Origin of the sequence: Sedimentitalea nanhaiensis DSM 24252, from assembly GCF_000473225.1 — a bacterium.
GTDB classification, from domain to species: domain Bacteria; phylum Pseudomonadota; class Alphaproteobacteria; order Rhodobacterales; family Rhodobacteraceae; genus Sedimentitalea; species Sedimentitalea nanhaiensis.
In genome coordinates this window covers 2,525,987-2,542,458 of sequence record NZ_KI421509.1, presented here as the reverse complement: position 1 = coordinate 2,542,458, position 16,472 = coordinate 2,525,987, and the positions used below count along the sequence as shown (strand labels likewise).

Annotated in this window: 19 protein-coding genes and 1 pseudogene; 12 read left to right on the top strand and 8 right to left on the bottom strand. The window is 58.2% G+C overall.

What is annotated here, in order from left to right; translation table 11 throughout:
* Positions 1-3: 3 nt before the first annotated feature.
* Positions 4-1,422 (bottom strand): flagellar hook-length control protein FliK, encoded by a 1,419-nt coding sequence (gene fliK, locus NANH_RS26250; protein WP_036049867.1) that lies wholly within the window; start codon positions 1,420-1,422, stop codon positions 4-6.
* Here fliK and NANH_RS0114300 point away from each other — a divergent pair.
* From NANH_RS0114300 to NANH_RS0114275, 6 genes are all read left to right on the top strand, one after another.
* Entirely contained in the window at positions 1,421-1,705 is a 285-nt protein-coding gene (locus tag NANH_RS0114300) for a rod-binding protein (protein WP_027262659.1), read from the top strand. The genes fliK and NANH_RS0114300 overlap by 2 nt on opposite strands.
* Positions 1,695-2,054 carry a hypothetical protein gene (locus NANH_RS0114295; RefSeq protein WP_027262658.1) on the top strand — a complete coding sequence of 120 codons (360 nt, stop codon included), beginning with the start codon at positions 1,695-1,697 and terminating at the stop codon, positions 2,052-2,054. Before NANH_RS0114300 ends, NANH_RS0114295 begins: the two co-directional genes overlap by 11 nt.
* 210 nt (positions 2,055-2,264) lie before the next feature.
* Positions 2,265-3,125 (top strand): flagellin N-terminal helical domain-containing protein, encoded by an 861-nt coding sequence (locus NANH_RS0114290; RefSeq protein WP_027262657.1) that lies wholly within the window; start codon positions 2,265-2,267, stop codon positions 3,123-3,125.
* 68 nt (positions 3,126-3,193) lie between these two features.
* Positions 3,194-3,571 (top strand): flagellar biosynthesis regulator FlaF, encoded by a 378-nt coding sequence (gene flaF / locus NANH_RS0114285; RefSeq protein ID WP_027262656.1) that lies wholly within the window; start codon positions 3,194-3,196, stop codon positions 3,569-3,571.
* The gene (gene flbT, locus NANH_RS0114280) at positions 3,568-3,972 is read left to right on the top strand and encodes a flagellar biosynthesis repressor FlbT (protein WP_027262655.1); all 405 of its coding nucleotides are present in this window, start codon (positions 3,568-3,570) and stop codon (positions 3,970-3,972) included. The genes flaF and flbT overlap by 4 nt, the downstream gene beginning before the upstream one ends.
* Positions 3,969-4,763 (top strand): DUF1217 domain-containing protein, encoded by a 795-nt coding sequence (locus NANH_RS0114275; protein WP_027262654.1) that lies wholly within the window; start codon positions 3,969-3,971, stop codon positions 4,761-4,763. The genes flbT and NANH_RS0114275 overlap by 4 nt, the downstream gene beginning before the upstream one ends.
* 25 nt (positions 4,764-4,788) lie before the next feature.
* Here the strand turns inward: NANH_RS0114275 and NANH_RS29345 are convergent.
* Positions 4,789-5,377: pseudogene (locus NANH_RS29345) on the bottom strand (IS481 family transposase); the annotation flags it as partial.
* 243 nt (positions 5,378-5,620) lie between these two features.
* Positions 5,621-6,529, bottom strand: coding sequence for an oxygen-dependent tRNA uridine(34) hydroxylase TrhO (gene trhO, locus NANH_RS0114265; RefSeq protein WP_027262652.1), 909 nt, complete (start codon positions 6,527-6,529; stop codon positions 5,621-5,623).
* A gap of 99 nt (positions 6,530-6,628) precedes the next feature.
* On the opposite strand from trhO, the gene pncA reads away from it, so the two are divergent.
* Entirely contained in the window at positions 6,629-7,219 is a 591-nt protein-coding gene (gene pncA, locus NANH_RS0114260) for a bifunctional nicotinamidase/pyrazinamidase (RefSeq protein WP_027262651.1), read from the top strand.
* A 70-nt stretch (positions 7,220-7,289) separates the two neighbouring features.
* Positions 7,290-8,579: a nicotinate phosphoribosyltransferase gene (gene pncB, locus NANH_RS0114255; RefSeq protein WP_027262650.1), complete on the top strand. Its 1,290-nt coding sequence runs from the start codon at positions 7,290-7,292 to the stop codon at positions 8,577-8,579.
* 6 nt (positions 8,580-8,585) lie between these two features.
* Here the strand turns inward: pncB and NANH_RS0114250 are convergent, their stop codons facing one another.
* Genes NANH_RS0114250 through NANH_RS0114240 form a run of 3 tightly spaced genes read right to left on the bottom strand, consistent with a single transcriptional unit; the run spans position 8,586 to position 12,164 of the window.
* Complete coding sequence (locus NANH_RS0114250; RefSeq protein WP_027262649.1) at positions 8,586-10,070, bottom strand: heme biosynthesis protein HemY; 1,485 nt, start codon at positions 10,068-10,070, stop codon at positions 8,586-8,588.
* Positions 10,071-10,080: 10 nt separating this feature from the next.
* A complete protein-coding gene (locus NANH_RS26245) occupies positions 10,081-11,397 on the bottom strand; it encodes a COG4223 family protein (RefSeq protein ID WP_036049864.1) in 1,317 nt (438 codons plus the stop codon).
* Between the two features lie 53 nt (positions 11,398-11,450).
* On the bottom strand, positions 11,451-12,164 hold the full coding sequence (locus NANH_RS0114240) for a uroporphyrinogen-III synthase (RefSeq protein WP_027262648.1): 714 nt from the start codon (positions 12,162-12,164) through the stop codon (positions 11,451-11,453).
* A gap of 100 nt (positions 12,165-12,264) precedes the next feature.
* Here NANH_RS0114240 and tsaD point away from each other — a divergent pair, with 100 nt between their 5' ends.
* From tsaD to NANH_RS0114220, 4 genes are read left to right on the top strand one after another with little or no spacing between them, the layout of a single operon-like run.
* Positions 12,265-13,362, top strand: a complete 1,098-nt coding sequence (gene tsaD, locus NANH_RS0114235; protein ID WP_027262647.1) for a tRNA (adenosine(37)-N6)-threonylcarbamoyltransferase complex transferase subunit TsaD — start codon at positions 12,265-12,267, stop codon at positions 13,360-13,362.
* Positions 13,359-14,321 carry an NAD(P)H-dependent glycerol-3-phosphate dehydrogenase gene (locus NANH_RS0114230; protein WP_027262646.1) on the top strand — a complete coding sequence of 321 codons (963 nt, stop codon included), beginning with the start codon at positions 13,359-13,361 and terminating at the stop codon, positions 14,319-14,321. The genes tsaD and NANH_RS0114230 overlap by 4 nt, the downstream gene beginning before the upstream one ends.
* Position 14,322: 1 nt before the next feature.
* Positions 14,323-14,595 (top strand): YciI family protein, encoded by a 273-nt coding sequence (locus NANH_RS0114225; protein WP_027262645.1) that lies wholly within the window; start codon positions 14,323-14,325, stop codon positions 14,593-14,595.
* Positions 14,595-15,017, top strand: coding sequence for an EVE domain-containing protein (locus NANH_RS0114220; protein ID WP_027262644.1), 423 nt, complete (start codon positions 14,595-14,597; stop codon positions 15,015-15,017). The genes NANH_RS0114225 and NANH_RS0114220 overlap by 1 nt, the downstream gene beginning before the upstream one ends.
* Positions 15,018-15,379: 362 nt before the next feature.
* On the opposite strand, the gene NANH_RS0114215 is transcribed toward NANH_RS0114220, so the two are convergent.
* Both NANH_RS0114215 and NANH_RS27470 read right to left on the bottom strand, forming a co-directional pair.
* Positions 15,380-15,721 (bottom strand): DUF2853 family protein, encoded by a 342-nt coding sequence (locus NANH_RS0114215; protein WP_027262643.1) that lies wholly within the window; start codon positions 15,719-15,721, stop codon positions 15,380-15,382.
* A gap of 41 nt (positions 15,722-15,762) precedes the next feature.
* On the bottom strand, positions 15,763-16,029 hold the full coding sequence (locus NANH_RS27470; RefSeq protein WP_139236419.1) for a hypothetical protein: 267 nt from the start codon (positions 16,027-16,029) through the stop codon (positions 15,763-15,765).
* Between the last annotated feature and the right edge of the window lie 443 nt (positions 16,030-16,472).

The window sequence follows — 16,472 nt, the reverse complement described above, 5'->3', positions numbered from 1 at the left end:
GGATCACAGCCTCAGATCGAGCCCGGTTGAAACCGGGCGGGGATTGGATGCTGGTGCCAAGGCGCCAGCGGACGTTTCTTCGGCTACGACATAGGCCTCGCCTTCACGCCTGTGAGGCGCGTCGCCCGTGGCTTCCTCGCCGAACTGGAAATTGGTGCTCTCGTAACCTAGGTTGCGGAATTCCTGAGCCAACTGGTCTATGTTGCGGCGCATCAGATCCAGGGTTTCAGGGCGATCGGAAAGGATGACGACAGTCACGCCAACCTCTGTGGTCGACAGTGCCATTCGAACTTTTCCGAGTTCTTGTGGGTTCAAAGTGATTTCAACCGGCTTCCCCGGTTGGCGCACAAAGACCTCGACGGCCTGTGCTGCCGCGCTGCGAACCGTCTCTGCACGCTGCAAACCCAGTTCAGATGCGACCGAACCCGTTGCCACCGGACCCGTATCCGCGCGCCCGGGCAAGCCTTGGAACGTTTCGCGTCCCAAAGATCCGGGCCCAAATTGCGGTTCTGAATCCAATAGCGAAAAATGGGACATCCCAAGCGTACCGGCGTCTGTCATTTTAGGTGCAAGCCTGTGGGTCATGCGCTCGGCAGCTTCTGCCGCTACATGGTTTTTCTGACCCTCAAATAGTTCGGAAGTCCCGCGCGCAGATCTGACCTTTACGTTCTTATCCTGTGAGGCAAATTCACCAACTAATGCCGACCCGACCTGCTCTGGTATGCGTGCCCGGTTCTCATTGCCCTCACCCGACCTTTCCATATCTGCACTGGACCATTCGGTCCTAACCCACACACCCTGTTGTCTCGTCCCTCTGGCCACACCCGCCGGATCCGAATCGAGTGATTTCACACCATCGGCGCTATCCGACTTGCCATTAGAAACCGGTGTCGCGCAAACTTCACCAGCAATCTTTTCCCCTATGGCCCCCGCCACGGGGTCAGGCGATATGGCTTGCTGATTTTCTCCGACAAGCCAATCCGTGTCGGCCTCACCCGAATCGTTAAGGTCCGCATCAAACACGAGATCTGCGTCGTCTTCGGGTTCGGTGTGTATCTTCTGATCCCTCACCATCGGCGTTGCGTGGATTTCAGTGGGCAACACCTCGGCGTCGTCTGGTGCTTCACCACATGCTTCATCCGGGGCGGCGTCTGCGCTCGCCTCAATTGGCAACTCATCGTCAGACGTACTGTCAAACAAAGCACCGAATGTGGGAGTTTGCCTTCGCAATTCGCTCTTTGAACTGGCCGAGGCCATTTTTTCGTTTATTGAATCGCCCGTCGCTGGCGATGGCATGACACTGATATGCATGTTGCCCCGGAATTCTATCGCGTTGCCCACATTGTTATTCATACCGGTTACGTTTTTTTTAACCGGATCCGCCCCATGCTCAGAAGATCCGAGCAATTCGAGGCAAATCATGACTCCAATCTCACCAACGCCACCGACTACGCTGTCTGGGGTGGCACCCGCTAAAGATCCGCTGCGCCAAGCCGCAACCGACCTAGAGGCGGCCTTTCTGACTGAAATGCTGAAATCTGCCGGTTTGGGCAAGAGCCGTGACATCATGGGGGGAGGGGCCGGCGAAGATCAGTTCGGGTCGCTCCTTGTACGTGCACAGGCGGATCAAATCGCGCGCAGCGGGGGCATCGGCCTGGCCGAATCGCTTTTTAACGCCCTGAAGGAGGCAGAACATGACAACTGAAGACCCACGGGACCTGATTGACGAATTGGACAACGCACTGGATCGCGAGCGGAATGCGTTGCTGCAGGGAGATCTGGAGCAGATTGGCGAGCTGATGCTGGCCAAGGAGAGGTTGATCGAGAACATCAATGCATTGCAATCCATCGAACAACAGCAATTGGCAGCGGTCCAGAAAAAGGTAACGCGTAACCAGGCCCTTTTGGCCAGCGCACTAGACGGCATTCGGGCGGTCGCAAACCGCATGGCCGATCTGCGTCGGGTGCGCAGCGGGCTGGAAACCTATGACCATCAGGGCCAGAAGCAAAGTTTCGGTATGCAAACCCGACCAAATGTCGAGAAACGCGCCTGAATTCCAGATTTAGGAAAATGCGAAACAAGCACATTGCCGCCTTTAGGACTCCATTAGGACCTGCCGCTGCATGGTAACGATGCACTTCAAGACGAAGTGGCGCGAAACCGGATGATCGGTGGTCGCAGTAGTCAGAAAGACGTTTAGCCCGCCCAAACAGGGCGGAAATCAACCGGGCGGAACTTGCCCAAGTGACTAAAGGAAAGTGCTATGTCAAGCATTCTGACGAACAACAGTGCAATGGTTGCGCTGCAAACCCTGAAATCCATCAACTCGAACCTGGCGAAAACCCAGGATCAGATTGCCACGGGTAAAGATATCGTAGGCGCCAAGGACAACTCCGCCATCTGGGCAATCTCCAAGGTGATGGAATCGGACGTGAGCGGTTTCAACGCCGTTTCCGACAGCCTTGCGATTGGTGAGTCGACGGTTGCTGTTGCGTCCGCCGGGGCAGAAGAAATCGTCAACGTTCTGAAAGAAATGAAAGAGCTTGCAATTTCCGGAGCAAGTGAAACTGCCGATTTTGCCAAAATAGAAGCTGATATGGCGGAAAAGGAAGCCCAGATCACGGCGATCATCGGAGCTTCCCAATTCAACGGGGTGAACCTGTTGAAAACGGATGCGGATGGTAATGGCGGAACTCAGTTGACGGTGATCTCCTCGCTTGATCGCGCCGGGGCCAATACATCTGCCAACGGCAATGCGCCGACCATTTCGACGATCGATGTAGCGACTGCAGACTTCGAAGCGGGTCTGGCTGTCGCGGGACGGACTGCAGTTGCCGATGCGGCCGATGCACAAACAGCGCTGACTGAGATCGAAGGGTTTCTGCAAGTCGCCATTGAAGGCGCTGCTGCGCTGGGCGCTTCCGGCAAACGAATCAGCGACCAAAACTCGTTTGTTGGCAAGCTAACCGATGCCATGAAGGCCGGTATCGGGTCTCTGGTGGACGCTGATATGGAAGAAGCTTCAGCACGATTGCAAGCCCTGCAAACTCAGCAGCAGTTGGGTGTACAAGCCCTGTCGATCGCCAACCAGGCACCGCAGACCATTCTGTCGTTGTTCCGCTAACAGCGCTTGCCGGGGCGTATTGCGCCCCGGCTTCTCACCTCAATTACCCCTAATCGTGAGGACATGACTTGAACGCTCTTTCCCAAGCGCATCGTGCCTACTCCGCCGCTTCTACTCCAACGCGTACGACTCGTGGCACAGAATACGAAGCGGTTGCCCGCATCACAACTCGCATGAAATCATCCCATGAAATGGGTCCGGCAGGCTTCACGTCCTTGGCTGAAGCTTTGCATGACAACAGAAAACTATGGAATATCTTTGCAATCGATGTTGCCGATCCCGGCAACTCGCTGCCCAAAGACCTGAAAGCAAGATTGTTCTATCTCGCCGAGTTCACGAATCATCACACCAGCAAGGTCCTGGCGCGCCAAGCGTCGGTCGAGCCCTTGCTCGAAGTCAACACAGCCATCATGCGCGGCCTACGCAGCCGGGGCAGCCAGAGATGAGCGGGTTGGTTCTTAAGTTGGCTCCTAAGGAACGCGTCCTGGTCAATGGTGCCGTCATTGAAAATGGCGACCGCCGTAGTCGGCTCTCGATCGTGACGCCCGATGCCAAGATTCTCAGGTTGCGAGACGCGATTCACCCAGAAGAAGCGAACACACCGGTTCGTCGGGTCTGCTATGCGGCCCAACTCATTCTGACAGGTGACAGCGATCCGGAAACCGCCCGTTTCGCATTGCTACGCCGGATTGAAGAACTGAGTCAGATATTCACCGATCCCGATAGCCGGGCATGTCTCGCCCAGGCGACAGAATCCTTGATCCAGGAACATCACTACAAATGCCTTAAAGCGCTGCGCACGCTGCTACCGCGCGAAGACAGGCTGTTCGCGGCACGCCCGTCATGAGCTACCAGCCGGTAATACCAAGTACCGGACTGGTTGGCTGGCGGTTTCTGCAACGCACCCATGAAGCCCAATTCGAGGCGTTCAACGCATCGTCACAGATTCAACGAGAGATCGATTACTTTAATGAGAACATCGGCGATATGCGTTCTGCAGAAGACCTCGTAAAAAATCGCCGATTGCTAGGTGTCGCTCTTGGTGCCTTTGGGTTGCAGGACGACATAGACAACCGCTATTTCATTCAAAGAATACTCTCGGATGGAACTAGCAGCGACGATGCGCTTGCCAATAAGTTGACCGATGAACGGTACCGAAAACTGAGTGAAGCTTTCGGATTCGGCCCCGGCGCAGCCGTCACAACTGGCTTTTCCGAAAATATGAACGATATCGTAGCGCAGTACCAAACGCATTCGTTCGAAGTCTCCGTCGGCGAACAAGACGACACGATGCGAATAGCGCTGTATGCGCAACGTGAACTGGGCGAGTTGGCGGACAAGGATATCAGCGAGGATACCAAGTGGTTTTCATTGATGGGTCTTCCCCCATTGCGTTCCATGTTTGAAACCGCTCTGGGGCTTCCAAGTGCTTTTGGCCAAATCGATATTGATCAACAATTGAAAGTATTTCGCGAGAAAACTCGCGCTATTACTGGCGACGACACGGTTTCACAATTCTCGGACCCTGCAATGGTCGAAAAGTTTACGACATTGTACTTGGCGAGATCGCAGATTGCTGAAATGAATGTCGCTAACTCATCGAGCGCCAATGCCCTGACGTTGCTACAATCTAGCTGACTTTCTCCCCGAAATTTCCCGCGTTTTAGGTGTTCAGTCCCGGCATCTGGTGGATCGGGTCCCAGATGAATCTGTCTGGATCCGATGTCCAGTTTTGCAGATGTATTCACAGCGCGTGAGGCCGCCGAGGGTCTTCAGGCGGCGCGCGAAGCTGTAGGCGTCCACGACGTCGGCGAGATGCGCGCGCCGCCGATCATGGCTCTCGTAAAGGAAGCGTTTAACTGTCGCGCCCTGAATTGTTCGGTTCCGTTGCCCGGCAGGCGATTGCGCCGCAATCTGCCGAGAAGAGGGCGCTCGACCTGGCCGTTGGTCCAGGGGTGGCTCGGCGTCGTCAGCCGATGCCCAACTCCATTGGCTTCGCAGATCCTATCGAAGCGCATTGGTCTGGAGTAGGCAGTGTTCCGGTTCCGGGAGGGCTCGGCGAACTGGACGCCGATATCTGTCAGAAGAGTGTGAACCTGGTAAGGCACGGCTTCGAGCATGTGCTGGAGGAACTCTCAAGCAGTGCGCCGGTCGGCCTTTTCAACGAGCTGGGTCACAGCGAACTTGCTGGTGCGGTCGATACCGACGAGTAGATGTAGCTTACCTTCAGCCCTCTGAACTTCGGCGAGGTCCCCTCTCGTGCATGCAAACATGCACGGCCGGACAGTGGGTAGCCGAGATAGAAGACGCAGTGTTGCCGATCGAATATTGCAGGAGCTTATCCGCCCCCAATAAGCCCCCGCACCGGCTGCGGTTCATTTGGAAAGGTTCGGATCATAAGACGACTCTTCGCGTTAAAGCGATCCCGTCTGGGAGACAGGGAGATCAAAGCGTGGACTTTCAATTCCACAAAAGGTCCTTTGGGATAGGTGGTGTCAGTCCGGGCGGCCCAGATGCTCCGCACCGCGTGCGCGGGTCAGGCGGATCTGTTTCTGCCGCTCCCGAAACCGGTCTTTGTCCGATGCCGAAGTCTCGTGGATACAGTGATGGCAGGAGACGCCGAGTTCATATTCAGGCCGTGAGGTATCGCTGGGCAGCAGCGGGCGACGACACCCGTGGCACAACGCATGGGGACCTTCACGCAGCCCGTGCCCTACGCTGACCCGATTGTCGAAAACAAAACACTCGCCCTGCCAAACACTGTCTTCGGCTGGGATCTCTTCAAGGTATTTCAGAATTCCACCTCTAAGATGGAAAACGTCCGTCACGCCTTGCCCCAGCAGGTAGTTTGTGGATTTCTCGCACCGGATCCCGCCAGTACAGAACATCGCGATCCGCTTGTTGTGAAACCGCTCACGGTTGGCTTCCCACCAGGCCGGGAATTCGCCAAATGAGCGTGTTTGCGGATCAATGGCCCCATCAAACGTGCCAATCGCCACCTCATAATCGTTGCGTGTGTCGATCACTGCCACGTCCGGGCTTTGGATCAGGGCATTCCAATCCTGTGCTTCGACATAGTGCCCAACCCGCGCGCGCGGGTCGACATCCGGTTGCCCCATGGTCACGATCTCTTTCTTCAGACGCACCTTGATCCTGCCAAACGGGGGCTTGGCGCTGGTGGATTCTTTCCACTCCAGGGTGTCGCACCCCGGCAAACCGCGGATATGGGCGAGAACGGCATCAATGCCCGCGCGTGGCCCGGCGACGGTTCCATTTATTCCCTCTTGCGCCAGCAACAGGGTTCCTTTGACGGATTGGCTCTGGCACAGATCCAGCAAAGCCGGTTTCAGGTCGGCAGGAGAAGCAAACCGGGTGAAATGGTAGAGCGCGGCGATTGTGTACATGGACGACGATCTAGCCCCGCAAGTTGTCCCGATCAAGGCCCGCATTGACGCAGCGCAAGCGCAACCTTACCCATGTAGAGCAAAGCAAGGAAGACCCCCATGAGCCAGGCCCTGATCGTGATTGATGTGCAGAATGATTTCTGTCCCGGTGGTGCGCTGGCGGTGCCTGGCGGAAACGAAGTCGTGCCTATCATCAACGCGATGATCGAAAATTTCGACGCAGTCGTGCTGACGCAGGACTGGCATCCATTCGCGCACCGCTCGTTCGCATCATCCCATCCGGAGAAATCCGCTTACGAGGTTGCAGAAATGCCATATGGGCCGCAGGTTCTGTGGCCAGATCACTGTGTGCAAGGCAGCGTTGGTGCCGGTTTCCATCCGGATCTACGCACCGACGGAAACCTGATACTGCGCAAGGGCTTTCGCAGCGAAATCGACAGCTATTCGGCTTTCTTCGAGAATGACCGAACCACACCCACCGGGTTAGACGGATATCTGCGCTGCCGTGGAATCACGGATCTGACACTGGTCGGTTTGGCAACGGATTTTTGCGTTCATTTTTCTGCCGTCGATGCTGCGCGGTTGGGATATTCGGTAGCCGTGGATCTGTCGGCCTGCCGGGCAATCGACTTGGATGGATCGCTGGACCGGGCCCTGAAAGCGATGCGTTCGGCTGACGTCCGCCTGTAAGCCGGGCACGCCTGTTCTGGACATACGCACGCCCCCTTGATCTAACGGGGAAAACCGCAAGGAGCGCGCCGTGGACATCGCAACCCGCGTCTATAATCACAAGTGGAAGATCGACCCTATTGTGCGGTCGCTTATCGATACGGATTTTTACAAGCTGCTGATGTGCCAATCGGTATTTCGCAACAAACCCGATACCGAAGTCACGTTCTCGCTGATAAACCGATCCAAGGCTGTCCCTCTGGCGGATCTGATCGACGAAGGCGAGCTGCGCGAGCAACTCGATCACATCCGGTCTCTGTCCCTGTCCCGAGGTGAAAGCACATGGCTGCGCGGCAACACATTCTATGGCAAACGCCAGATGTTCCGGTCAGATTTCATGGAGTGGTTCGAAGGCTTGCGTCTGCCTGCCTATCATCTTGAACGGCGCGGCGATCAATACGAGCTGACATTCGAAGGCAGATGGCCCGAAGTCATGCTGTGGGAAATTCCGGCGCTGGCCGTACTGATGGAATTGCGGGGACGGGCGGTGTTGAACGTGATGGGCCGGTTCGAACTGCAAGTGCTGTATGCCCGCGCGATGACCCGGGTCTGGGAAAAGATCGAACGTCTGCGACCGCTGGAAGCGCTCGGCATCGCCGATTTCGGGACCCGCCGTCGCCATTCCTTCATGTGGCAGGACTGGTGCGTTCAGGCAATGCGCGAGGGGCTGGGGAAAAAATTTACCGGCACGTCGAACTGCTTGATCGCCATGCGCCGCGAAGTGGAAGCAATTGGCACCAACGCGCATGAACTGCCGATGGTCTATGCCGCGCTGGCCAAAGACGATGATGCCCTGGCCAAAGCGCCGTATGACGTTTTGTCGGATTGGCACGAAGAACACGAAGGCAACTTGCGGATCATCCTGCCGGATACATATGGCACCCAGGGCTTTCTGGACAACGCCCCCGACTGGCTGGCCGGCTGGACCGGAATGCGCATCGACAGCGGCGATCCCGCCAAAGGCGCCGAGATCGCAATTGACTGGTGGCGGTCGCGCGGCGAGGATCCGATGGCCAAGCGCGTGATCTTTTCCGACGGGCTGGACGTGGACAAGATCATCCAACTGCAACAACAGTTTTCCGGGCGCACCAACGTGTCTTTTGGCTGGGGGACACTGCTGACCAACGATTTTCGCGGGTTGGTGCCAGACGACGCGCTGGCACCCTTTTCGCTGGTTTGCAAGGCCGTCACCGCAAATGGCCACCCGACGGTCAAGCTTTCGGACAATCCGGAAAAGGCCATGGGACCGGCGGACGAGATTGCACGCTATAAGCGGGTCTTTGGCGTAGGCGAACAGGAACGGCTGAAAGTGGTTGTCTGACCCGGATCAGCTGGCGTCCTTGCGGTCGTCTTGGTGATCTGGCGGCATGTCACCGTCTTGGACATCGCCATCGCCCACTTGCGCATCGAACACGTCAATGTCCGACTCACTCTCAGGTTTTCCTACGATCAACGGCAGCATGTGAACTCCGGTCGCGCTGTTGATGTCGCTGGTCTGCGGGGTTTGCCAACTCAGCGTATCGAAGCTCTCGCAGTGTTCACAGACCGGTGCCCACGCCGTATGGAGGTGATGGCAAGACTCGCAGACCCATTGCGGGCCGCGCGGCGCATTCAATGCCTTGGCCAACCAACCCTGAACCACGGCGTCCGACGCACCTTCGCCACGTTCGATGGCCGCCATTAGCGTAAAGGCCCGCGCGTCACCGACCGTTTCGACAAGATCACCCAACGCGCGTCGCGCTTCGGGGAAATCTTCGGCAACGATATTCAGTTCCGCCAGAACCAAACGGGTTTCCGGGTCTTGCGGCTGAATCTTGGTCAGGACCGTGAAGCGCTTGAGCCGCTCGTCCGGGGTCTCATTGGGTTCGATCTCGGCGAAGGCTGCTGCCAGATCCGGGTGAGGCTGAACGCTCCATGCTTTCTTCAGAACCCGAACCGCATTGCGCGGTTTGCCTTTGGCGATATAAGAGCGCGCCGCCATGGCAGCGGCTGGAACCAGATCCGGCGACAGCCGATTGGCTTCGATTGCCCGTTCGCGGCTTTCGATGGTGGCGTCATCCGCAATCACATCCTGTGCCTCGGACAGGGCCAGGACCGCCTCGCGCCGGGTATAGACATCGCGCGGCAGGCTGCCGGACTTCAGCTTGGCGTTCAGGGTGTTGCGTGCCCCCGCCCAATCCCGCGCCTGAGCCTGCAGCTTGAGCAACACATCCTGCGTTTCTTCGTGCCGCGGCTTCAGCTCGAACGCCTTTTCAGCCAGTTTTCGCGCGGTTTTGGTATCGCCCTCGGCCAGCTTTTGTTTCATGATCCCGCGCACACCGACGAACCGCGTGGTATCGTTCTTGATCAGCTGCTTGTAAGTCTCTGTCGCCTTGCGGGTATCCCCGGTCAATTCAGCGGCCTGTGCAGTCAGCAGGTTCGTCAAGTCGGGTTTGTGCAGGTATTTTTCGGCCTTGGCCGCCTTGGACATGGCCACCTTGCCCTCGCCCGACGCCAGTGCCAGCAACCCATCCGACAGGGCCTGATAGCCTTTGCGTTCCCGATTGCGGTCGAAATACCGCGACAGGGCCGTTTCATCACCGTTCAGAAATTTCAGTGTGGCCACCAGCAGGCTCAGTAGTTTCAGCCCCAGCCAGACCAGAAAGACAAGGATCGCAGCAGCAATCACGGATTGCAGCGGGCCGAACGTGTATTCCGTACCGGCCAAGGTGATCTGAACCCCGCCTTCGGATTCCATAAGATACCCGGCCCCAATGGCGAGCAGCGCAACGATCGTAACAAAAATGAGGATCTTGATCAGTGACCACAGCATGGCACGTCCTTCAATTGGTATTCAGGCTTGCGGCCAGAGCATCGGCGGCCTTGACGGTGTCAACACGGGTCTGGGCGGTCGCGACCCAATCGGACATGGCGGCGCGGGCCGGTTCAGGCAGTTTGGCGATTTCCGCCAGTGCAGTCTGCAAATCGCCTTGGGCCACTGCCGCCTCGGCCCGCGATAGGACAGCGTCCGGGTCATCGCCATCGCGCGGCGCGACAGAACGCGCGCCCAGTTGTCGTTCCAGGAACGAGGTGATGCTGCGATCCGTATCATTCTGTGCCCGGGCCGCCGACAGGCCCGCCCGGGCGGCTGGTGGAAAGGCCACGCTGAGCGCGGTCAAAGTGGCGACACCGTCCTGTGCCGAACCAGCCAGCTCAGCGGGTATCTCAACCCCGCCCTCAGCCAACTCGGCCGTCCAATCGGCATAGGGCGCACCGGCGTCCAAAGCGGAGCGCAGATGTGCCATCGTCGCCTGGTTCGCCGCATGTTGAGCTGCGGCTGCGGCGTTTGCCTCGAGGTCCCGAGCTTCGGCCTTGATCTTGCGTGCATCCGCGATCAAACCCTCGACCTCGCTGCGCTGCTGGGCCATGGCTGCCTGTAGTTTGGCCAGTTCGTTTTCATAGGCCGCGATTGCGGCTTCTGAAACGCCCTCGGAAATCGGGCGCTTTTCAACGTCGGTCAGCCGCGTGTCCAGATCAGCCAAACGCGGCTCCAACTCAGACAGGGCGGATTGGACCGCGCTCAAATCGGTCTTGAGCGGGGCAATATCGGCTGACACCTGTGCCAGTTCCGCTTGCAACGGCACGATGTCAGGCACCTTTGTCGACGCAACCCTATCGGTCAGCGTGGTAAGGGATTTTGACTGTTCCGAAAATTGACTTTCCAGTTCGGCAATAGATTGCGCGTAATCGTCAGATTTCAGAAACTGCGGCAGCACCGGATCCAGTAAATCGGATCGCGCCGCCAGAAACCCGAGACAGGCCGCGATGACGCCGCCCAACAAGGCCGATCCGAACCCGCTCCGTTTTTCCACGACCTTTTCCACCCGCTCCACGACACGAGGCTCAGGCTCAGGCTCAGGCTCAGGCTCAGGCTCAGGCTCAGGCTCAGGCTCAGGCTCAGGCTCAGGCTCAGGAATTGAATCGACCTCGGCGTCGGTCAAGACAAGCGGTTCTTGCTGCGATTTCCGGTCGGAGGTCACTGTATCGGCGCTGTCAGGCTCTTGGGCGGGCTCCGTCACCTCTGACGACTCCTCGGGCATTTGCAGCTTGTTTTCGTGGTCGGCATCCATGTCCTTGCCGGACGTTTTCTTCGCAGCCACCTTGCAATACCCCTTCGATTCCCAGTTCAGTCAACGCCCGGACAGGGCAGATGTTACTGCGCGCCCCCGGCACTCTCAACCCGGCATAGCAGGTTCAACACGTTTTCGACCTCACGCTTCATGTTGTCCGTATCCGGGCGATTGCACAAGGTTACAGTCAAATTGGGCATGTTGGGCAGAGGTTTCGCTACCGCTGGGCTGAGTGCAATCACATGTAAACGTGCATCCTGGGGGCACTGCTCGAAAAAATGCCGCGCAGTTCTGGCCGAGAACATCGGAGCGATGATCCGCCCCCCTTCGTGAATCAGGACTTGGGCGGATTCGGTCAACTCCAGCAATTTCTGATCATAGACCACCAAGCGCCGCACAAGACAGCCCGCATTTGTCAGTTCACCCGCAATATCACCGCGCACATGTTGCCCGGAAAGATGCAGCAAAGGCCCCACCGCTCGTGACGCCAACATCGTATCGATCAACTCGCGAGCGGTTTCTCCCATCATTTTCGCAGACCACCCGGCCTGGGATGCGGCATCTGCGGTCGCCTTCCCGACGCAATACGCCACAAGACCACAGGGCTGTGTCAAACCCAGGGTTGACGATACCCCATTGACCGAAGTGAAAATGACCCCCTTCACCCTCGTCAGGTCAATCTCTGCATTGACCGGCAAAATTTCCAACAACGGCGAGTAACAGACGCTGACCCGGTGTTTTAGGGTTGCCGGCAAGGCCTGTATAAACCGTTCTGCGGCAACCCGGGGGCGGGTCATTAACAGGGTTACGTTTGCCATCAGGGTTCATCGCACCGGGATTGTTTGCAAAACAATAGGATGATACGCCACCGCAGAACAGGATGAAACGGTCGGCTTGATGTCGCAGACAGTCACTATTTTGGGCTTGGAAAGCAGTTGCGACGATACCGCCGCTGCCGTCGTGCGTCAGACTGTATCCGCAAGGGCAGAGATCCTGTCTTCGGTGGTGTTTGGGCAAACTGAACTGCACAGTCAATTTGGCGGCGTTGTTCCAGAGCTGGCGGCACGCGCCCATGCCGAAAAGCTGGACCAATGCGTGCGCCTGGCGCTGCAGAACGCCGCCCTGTCGCTGACAGATCTGGACGCCATTGCCGTGACAGCCGGCCCCGGTCTGATAGGCGGGGTGCTATCGGGTGTGATGTGCGCCAAGGGTCTGTCTGCCGCATGTGGCCTGCCGCTGATCGGTATCAACCATCTGGCAGGTCACGCTCTGACCCCACGTCTGACCGATGGCATCGATTTTCCCTATCTGATGTTGCTGGTGTCGGGTGGCCACTGCCAATACCTGATCGCGCGCGGGTCGGATGAATTTGTCCGTCTGGGGGGCACCATCGACGATGCCCCCGGCGAAGCATTCGACAAGACCGCGCGCCTATTGGGGCTGGCACAGCCCGGCGGCCCCTCGGTTCAGGCAGAGGCCCGCAACGGCGATCCGAACCGTTATCGCTTTCCCCGCCCGTTGCTGGACCGGCAGGATTGCAACCTGTCATTTTCCGGGTTGAAAACCGCGCTGATGCGCCAACGCGACCAGATTGTTACACAAAAGGGCGGGCTGACACGTCAGGATCGCGCCGACCTGTGCGCCGGCTTTCAACAGGCCGTGGTCGATGTTCTGGCGGAAAAGACCCGGCGGGCCCTTCGCCTGTATCTGCAAGAGGCGCCGACGCGTCCGACAGTCGCGGTTGCGGGGGGCGTCGCCGCAAACACCGAGATCCGCATGGCATTGCGGCTGGTCTGCGCCGAGGCTGGTGCCGAATTTATCGCGCCGCCGCTGGACCTGTGCACCGACAACGCGGCAATGATTGCCTATGCCGGGATCGAGAGGTTTCGGTCTGGCGCCCGCGACGGCATGGACATGACCGCCCGCCCGCGCTGGCCGCTGGATCGCATCAGCCCCACCTTGTTGGGTAGCGGACGAAAAGGTGCCAAGGCATGAATATAGGCATCTTGGGCGCGGGCGCATTTGGTACGGCGCTGGCGATTTCGCTGGCAGGAAATGGCCCAGTGACCCTGTGGGCACGCTCGCACACTCAGGCGGCAGCCATGCGGCTGAACCGCGAAAACGCACAGCATTTGCCTGGTGTGAGACTGCCGGACGCCCTGTCCGCCACCTCAGATGTCACGCATCTGGCCGATTGCGACACGCTGTTGCTGGCAGTGCCGATGCAGCAGTTGCGTGGTTTTCTGAACGACCACGCCCAGACCCTTGCAGATAGGGTGCTGGTGGCCTGCTGCAAGGGGATCGAACTGGACAGCGGGCATGGCCCGATCGATGTGATGGACTCTGCCCTTGCGCATCGGCGCAACACCCTGTTGACCGGCCCAAGTTTCGCCCATGACATCGCTAGGGGACTGCCAACCGCGCTGACGCTGGCCAGCGCGGATGACGATCTGGGCCGGATATTGCAGCAGGGCCTGACCACTGCCAATCTGCGGCTTTACCGCACCACGGACGTGACCGGAGCACAGCTGGGCGGGGCACTCAAGAACGTCATGGCTATCGCCTGTGGCGCAGTTATCGGCGCAGGGCTGGGCGACAGCGCCCGCGCCGCGCTGATGACACGCGGCAATGCCGAGATGCAGCGCATGGCAATTGCGTTGGGGGCGCGCGCCGAAACACTGGCCGGGCTGTCCGGTCTCGGCGATCTGGTGCTGACCTGCACGTCCGATCAATCCCGCAACTATCGTCTGGGCCTTTCGCTGGGCCGTGGTGAATCGTTTGATCCCACGGTCACAGTCGAAGGTGCGGCAACCGCCCGCGCCGTTGCCGCCCGGTGCGTGGATTGGAATCTGGACATGCCCATCACCAACGCGGTCGTGGCGATGCTGGACAATGACCTGACAATTCACGACGCAATGGCACAACTGTTGGCGCGCCCACTCAAGGAGGAATGACATGCTGATCGCCCTGACTGCCCGGGACAAGCCCGGTGCCCTGCAGACCCGCAAGGACAACCGCGCCGCCCATCTGGCCTATATCGAAGACACAGGTGTCGTGTCGCAGGCGGGCCCTCTGCTGGATGAAGCGGAGCAGATGATCGGATCGCTGGTGATCCTGGATGTGCCAAACATGCAGGCGGCGCAAGCATGGGCGGAAAACGACCCCTATGCCAAGGCGGGACTGTTCCAGTCGGTCGATCTGGTGGCATGGAAGAAGGTGATTGGCTGATGGCATATTGGCTGTTCAAGTCCGAAACCTCGACCTGGAGCTGGGACCAGCAGGTTGCCAGGGGCGACGCGGGGGAAGAATGGGATGGCGTGCGCAACTATCAGGCACGCAATTTCATGCGCGAAATGAAACTGGGTGATCGCGGGTTTTTCTATCTGTCGCAGAAAGATCGCAAAATTGTCGGCATTGTAGAAGTTTGCGCCGAGGCGCATTCTGACAGCACAACCGATGATGACCGCTGGGACTGCGTCGACATCAAGGCAGTACGATCGTTTGTGACCCCGGTGACGCTGGACCAAATCAAGGCGGATGAGCGGCTGACCGATATGGTTCTGGTCAAGAATTCACGCCTGTCCGTGCAGCCGGTCAGCGATTGCGAATGGCGGATCGTCTGTGAGATGGGACAGACAAACCCCGACTGATCGCCAATATCGGCAGGCGGCGGCAGCAAGGGGGGTTGTATGGAGGCTAATGAATGTGGCTGCGGCGGTGGCAGCATCTTTTGTCTTGCAGCTGTTGATGACTGCGCTGACGCTGTTCTGAAGCGTGTCGGCAAAAAAAACAGCGGGAGGGTCCGGACGTATCTGGACCCTCCCTCTCACCCCGCGTGCTCCCTACTCACCACACGCGTCTCGAAATCTCAGGTCACGACCGTCCTGGCCATAGGGAATAGCTATCCCATTTCCAGGTGATTCCGCAAACCCAAAGCCCAAAAGATACGTTTCAAATGCTAAACGCCCAGTCGCGGAACCGGGCGCTTTGCGACTGAATCGGCGGTCCGGCCTCAGCCGTAGACTGACTCTTTGCCGAAATGCTTGGTCAGCATATAGTAGACCACCGCGCGGTACTTGTTGCGCTCGGACTTGCCGTAAGTTTCAAGAACACTGTCTATCGCCGCCATCAATTCAGGACCATCGGCAAGACCCAGCTTTTTGATCAAGAAGTTGTTCTTGACCGTTTCCAGTTCCGATTTTTGCGATCCGGCGACAGTGGATGCATCCGCATCATAGATTGCAGGCCCGCAGCCAATCGTCACTTTGGTCAGCAAATCCATATCGGGCGTGACGCCACATTTGCCTTTTAAATCATCCGCATACTGCGCGATCAAGTCATCCCGCTTTCCCATATTACCTCCTAAAATTTGCAATCCGGAGCGTCCCGGCCCCATCAAAGGTTAGCCGTCTGCTCAACCGATAAAAAGGGAAAATGCAATTCGCATTCCCCATCGGCGAGTTGCGACTTGGGGTAAAGAAAGGTCACCATCAAACGCGCGCCCCAGCTGTCAGGCCCACCAGGTGCCGCGTTGTCCCAGTACCGCAGACCGCCGCCGATGCTGACGTGGTCCGATCCGATCCGCGTAGCCGTTGTGACCATGAAATTCAACGGAACGGAAGCCTCTTCGGTTTCCCGGCCATAGGAGGGTGCGGTATTCAAGGTAAAGCTCCGCGCCCTCGAAGTCGTGCAGGATACGAACGGCTGCAAATAGGCCGCGTTTATCTTGATCCCCGCATCCGAAGCGCCATCGGACCAGAGGCGATTGGCCAACGCCCCAGATGAGCCCGCCGACCGTAGGCATTTTGGGCGAAAAGAAAAAGCTCTGGGTAATGTCGCCAATGCCGGACTCGCTGTTTGCCGGGATGAATTCGCTCTGGCGGATCACCGGCAGAATTGTGCGCGATATCAGGCTCCAGTTGTCGCCCAGCGAAATCGGAACGACGGCCCGAATGGTCCCGAACGACCGTTTTCCATCGCCCGTGGCACCATAACTGTCATCATAGTTGAACTGGAATGGAACGCTGTTCAGAAGACTGCGCGGACAATAAAAAGCCGCGCCCTGAAACTGTCAGGGCGCGGCTTGTGAAAATCGGGGAATACGT

Excerpts from the sequence above, each read along its gene's own strand:
- trhO (WP_027262652.1), bottom strand. The coding sequence starts at position 6,529 with ATGTACACAATCGCCGCGCTCTACCATTTCACCCGGTTTGCTTCTCCT.
- NANH_RS0114300 (WP_027262659.1), top strand. The coding sequence starts at position 1,421 with ATGACTCCAATCTCACCAACGCCACCGACTACGCTGTCTGGGGTGGCA.
- pncA (WP_027262651.1), top strand. The coding sequence starts at position 6,629 with ATGAGCCAGGCCCTGATCGTGATTGATGTGCAGAATGATTTCTGTCCC.
- NANH_RS0114295 (WP_027262658.1), top strand. The coding sequence starts at position 1,695 with ATGACAACTGAAGACCCACGGGACCTGATTGACGAATTGGACAACGCA.
- NANH_RS0114250 (WP_027262649.1), bottom strand. The coding sequence starts at position 10,070 with ATGCTGTGGTCACTGATCAAGATCCTCATTTTTGTTACGATCGTTGCG.
- NANH_RS0114230 (WP_027262646.1), top strand. The coding sequence starts at position 13,359 with ATGAATATAGGCATCTTGGGCGCGGGCGCATTTGGTACGGCGCTGGCG.
- NANH_RS0114225 (WP_027262645.1), top strand. The coding sequence starts at position 14,323 with ATGCTGATCGCCCTGACTGCCCGGGACAAGCCCGGTGCCCTGCAGACC.
- tsaD (WP_027262647.1), top strand. The coding sequence starts at position 12,265 with ATGTCGCAGACAGTCACTATTTTGGGCTTGGAAAGCAGTTGCGACGAT.
- NANH_RS0114290 (WP_027262657.1), top strand. The coding sequence starts at position 2,265 with ATGTCAAGCATTCTGACGAACAACAGTGCAATGGTTGCGCTGCAAACC.
- fliK (WP_036049867.1), bottom strand. The coding sequence starts at position 1,422 with ATGATTTGCCTCGAATTGCTCGGATCTTCTGAGCATGGGGCGGATCCG.
- NANH_RS0114240 (WP_027262648.1), bottom strand. The coding sequence starts at position 12,164 with ATGACCCGCCCCCGGGTTGCCGCAGAACGGTTTATACAGGCCTTGCCG.
- flbT (WP_027262655.1), top strand. The coding sequence starts at position 3,568 with ATGAGCGGGTTGGTTCTTAAGTTGGCTCCTAAGGAACGCGTCCTGGTC.
- NANH_RS0114275 (WP_027262654.1), top strand. The coding sequence starts at position 3,969 with ATGAGCTACCAGCCGGTAATACCAAGTACCGGACTGGTTGGCTGGCGG.
- NANH_RS0114215 (WP_027262643.1), bottom strand. The coding sequence starts at position 15,721 with ATGGGAAAGCGGGATGACTTGATCGCGCAGTATGCGGATGATTTAAAA.
- NANH_RS0114220 (WP_027262644.1), top strand. The coding sequence starts at position 14,595 with ATGGCATATTGGCTGTTCAAGTCCGAAACCTCGACCTGGAGCTGGGAC.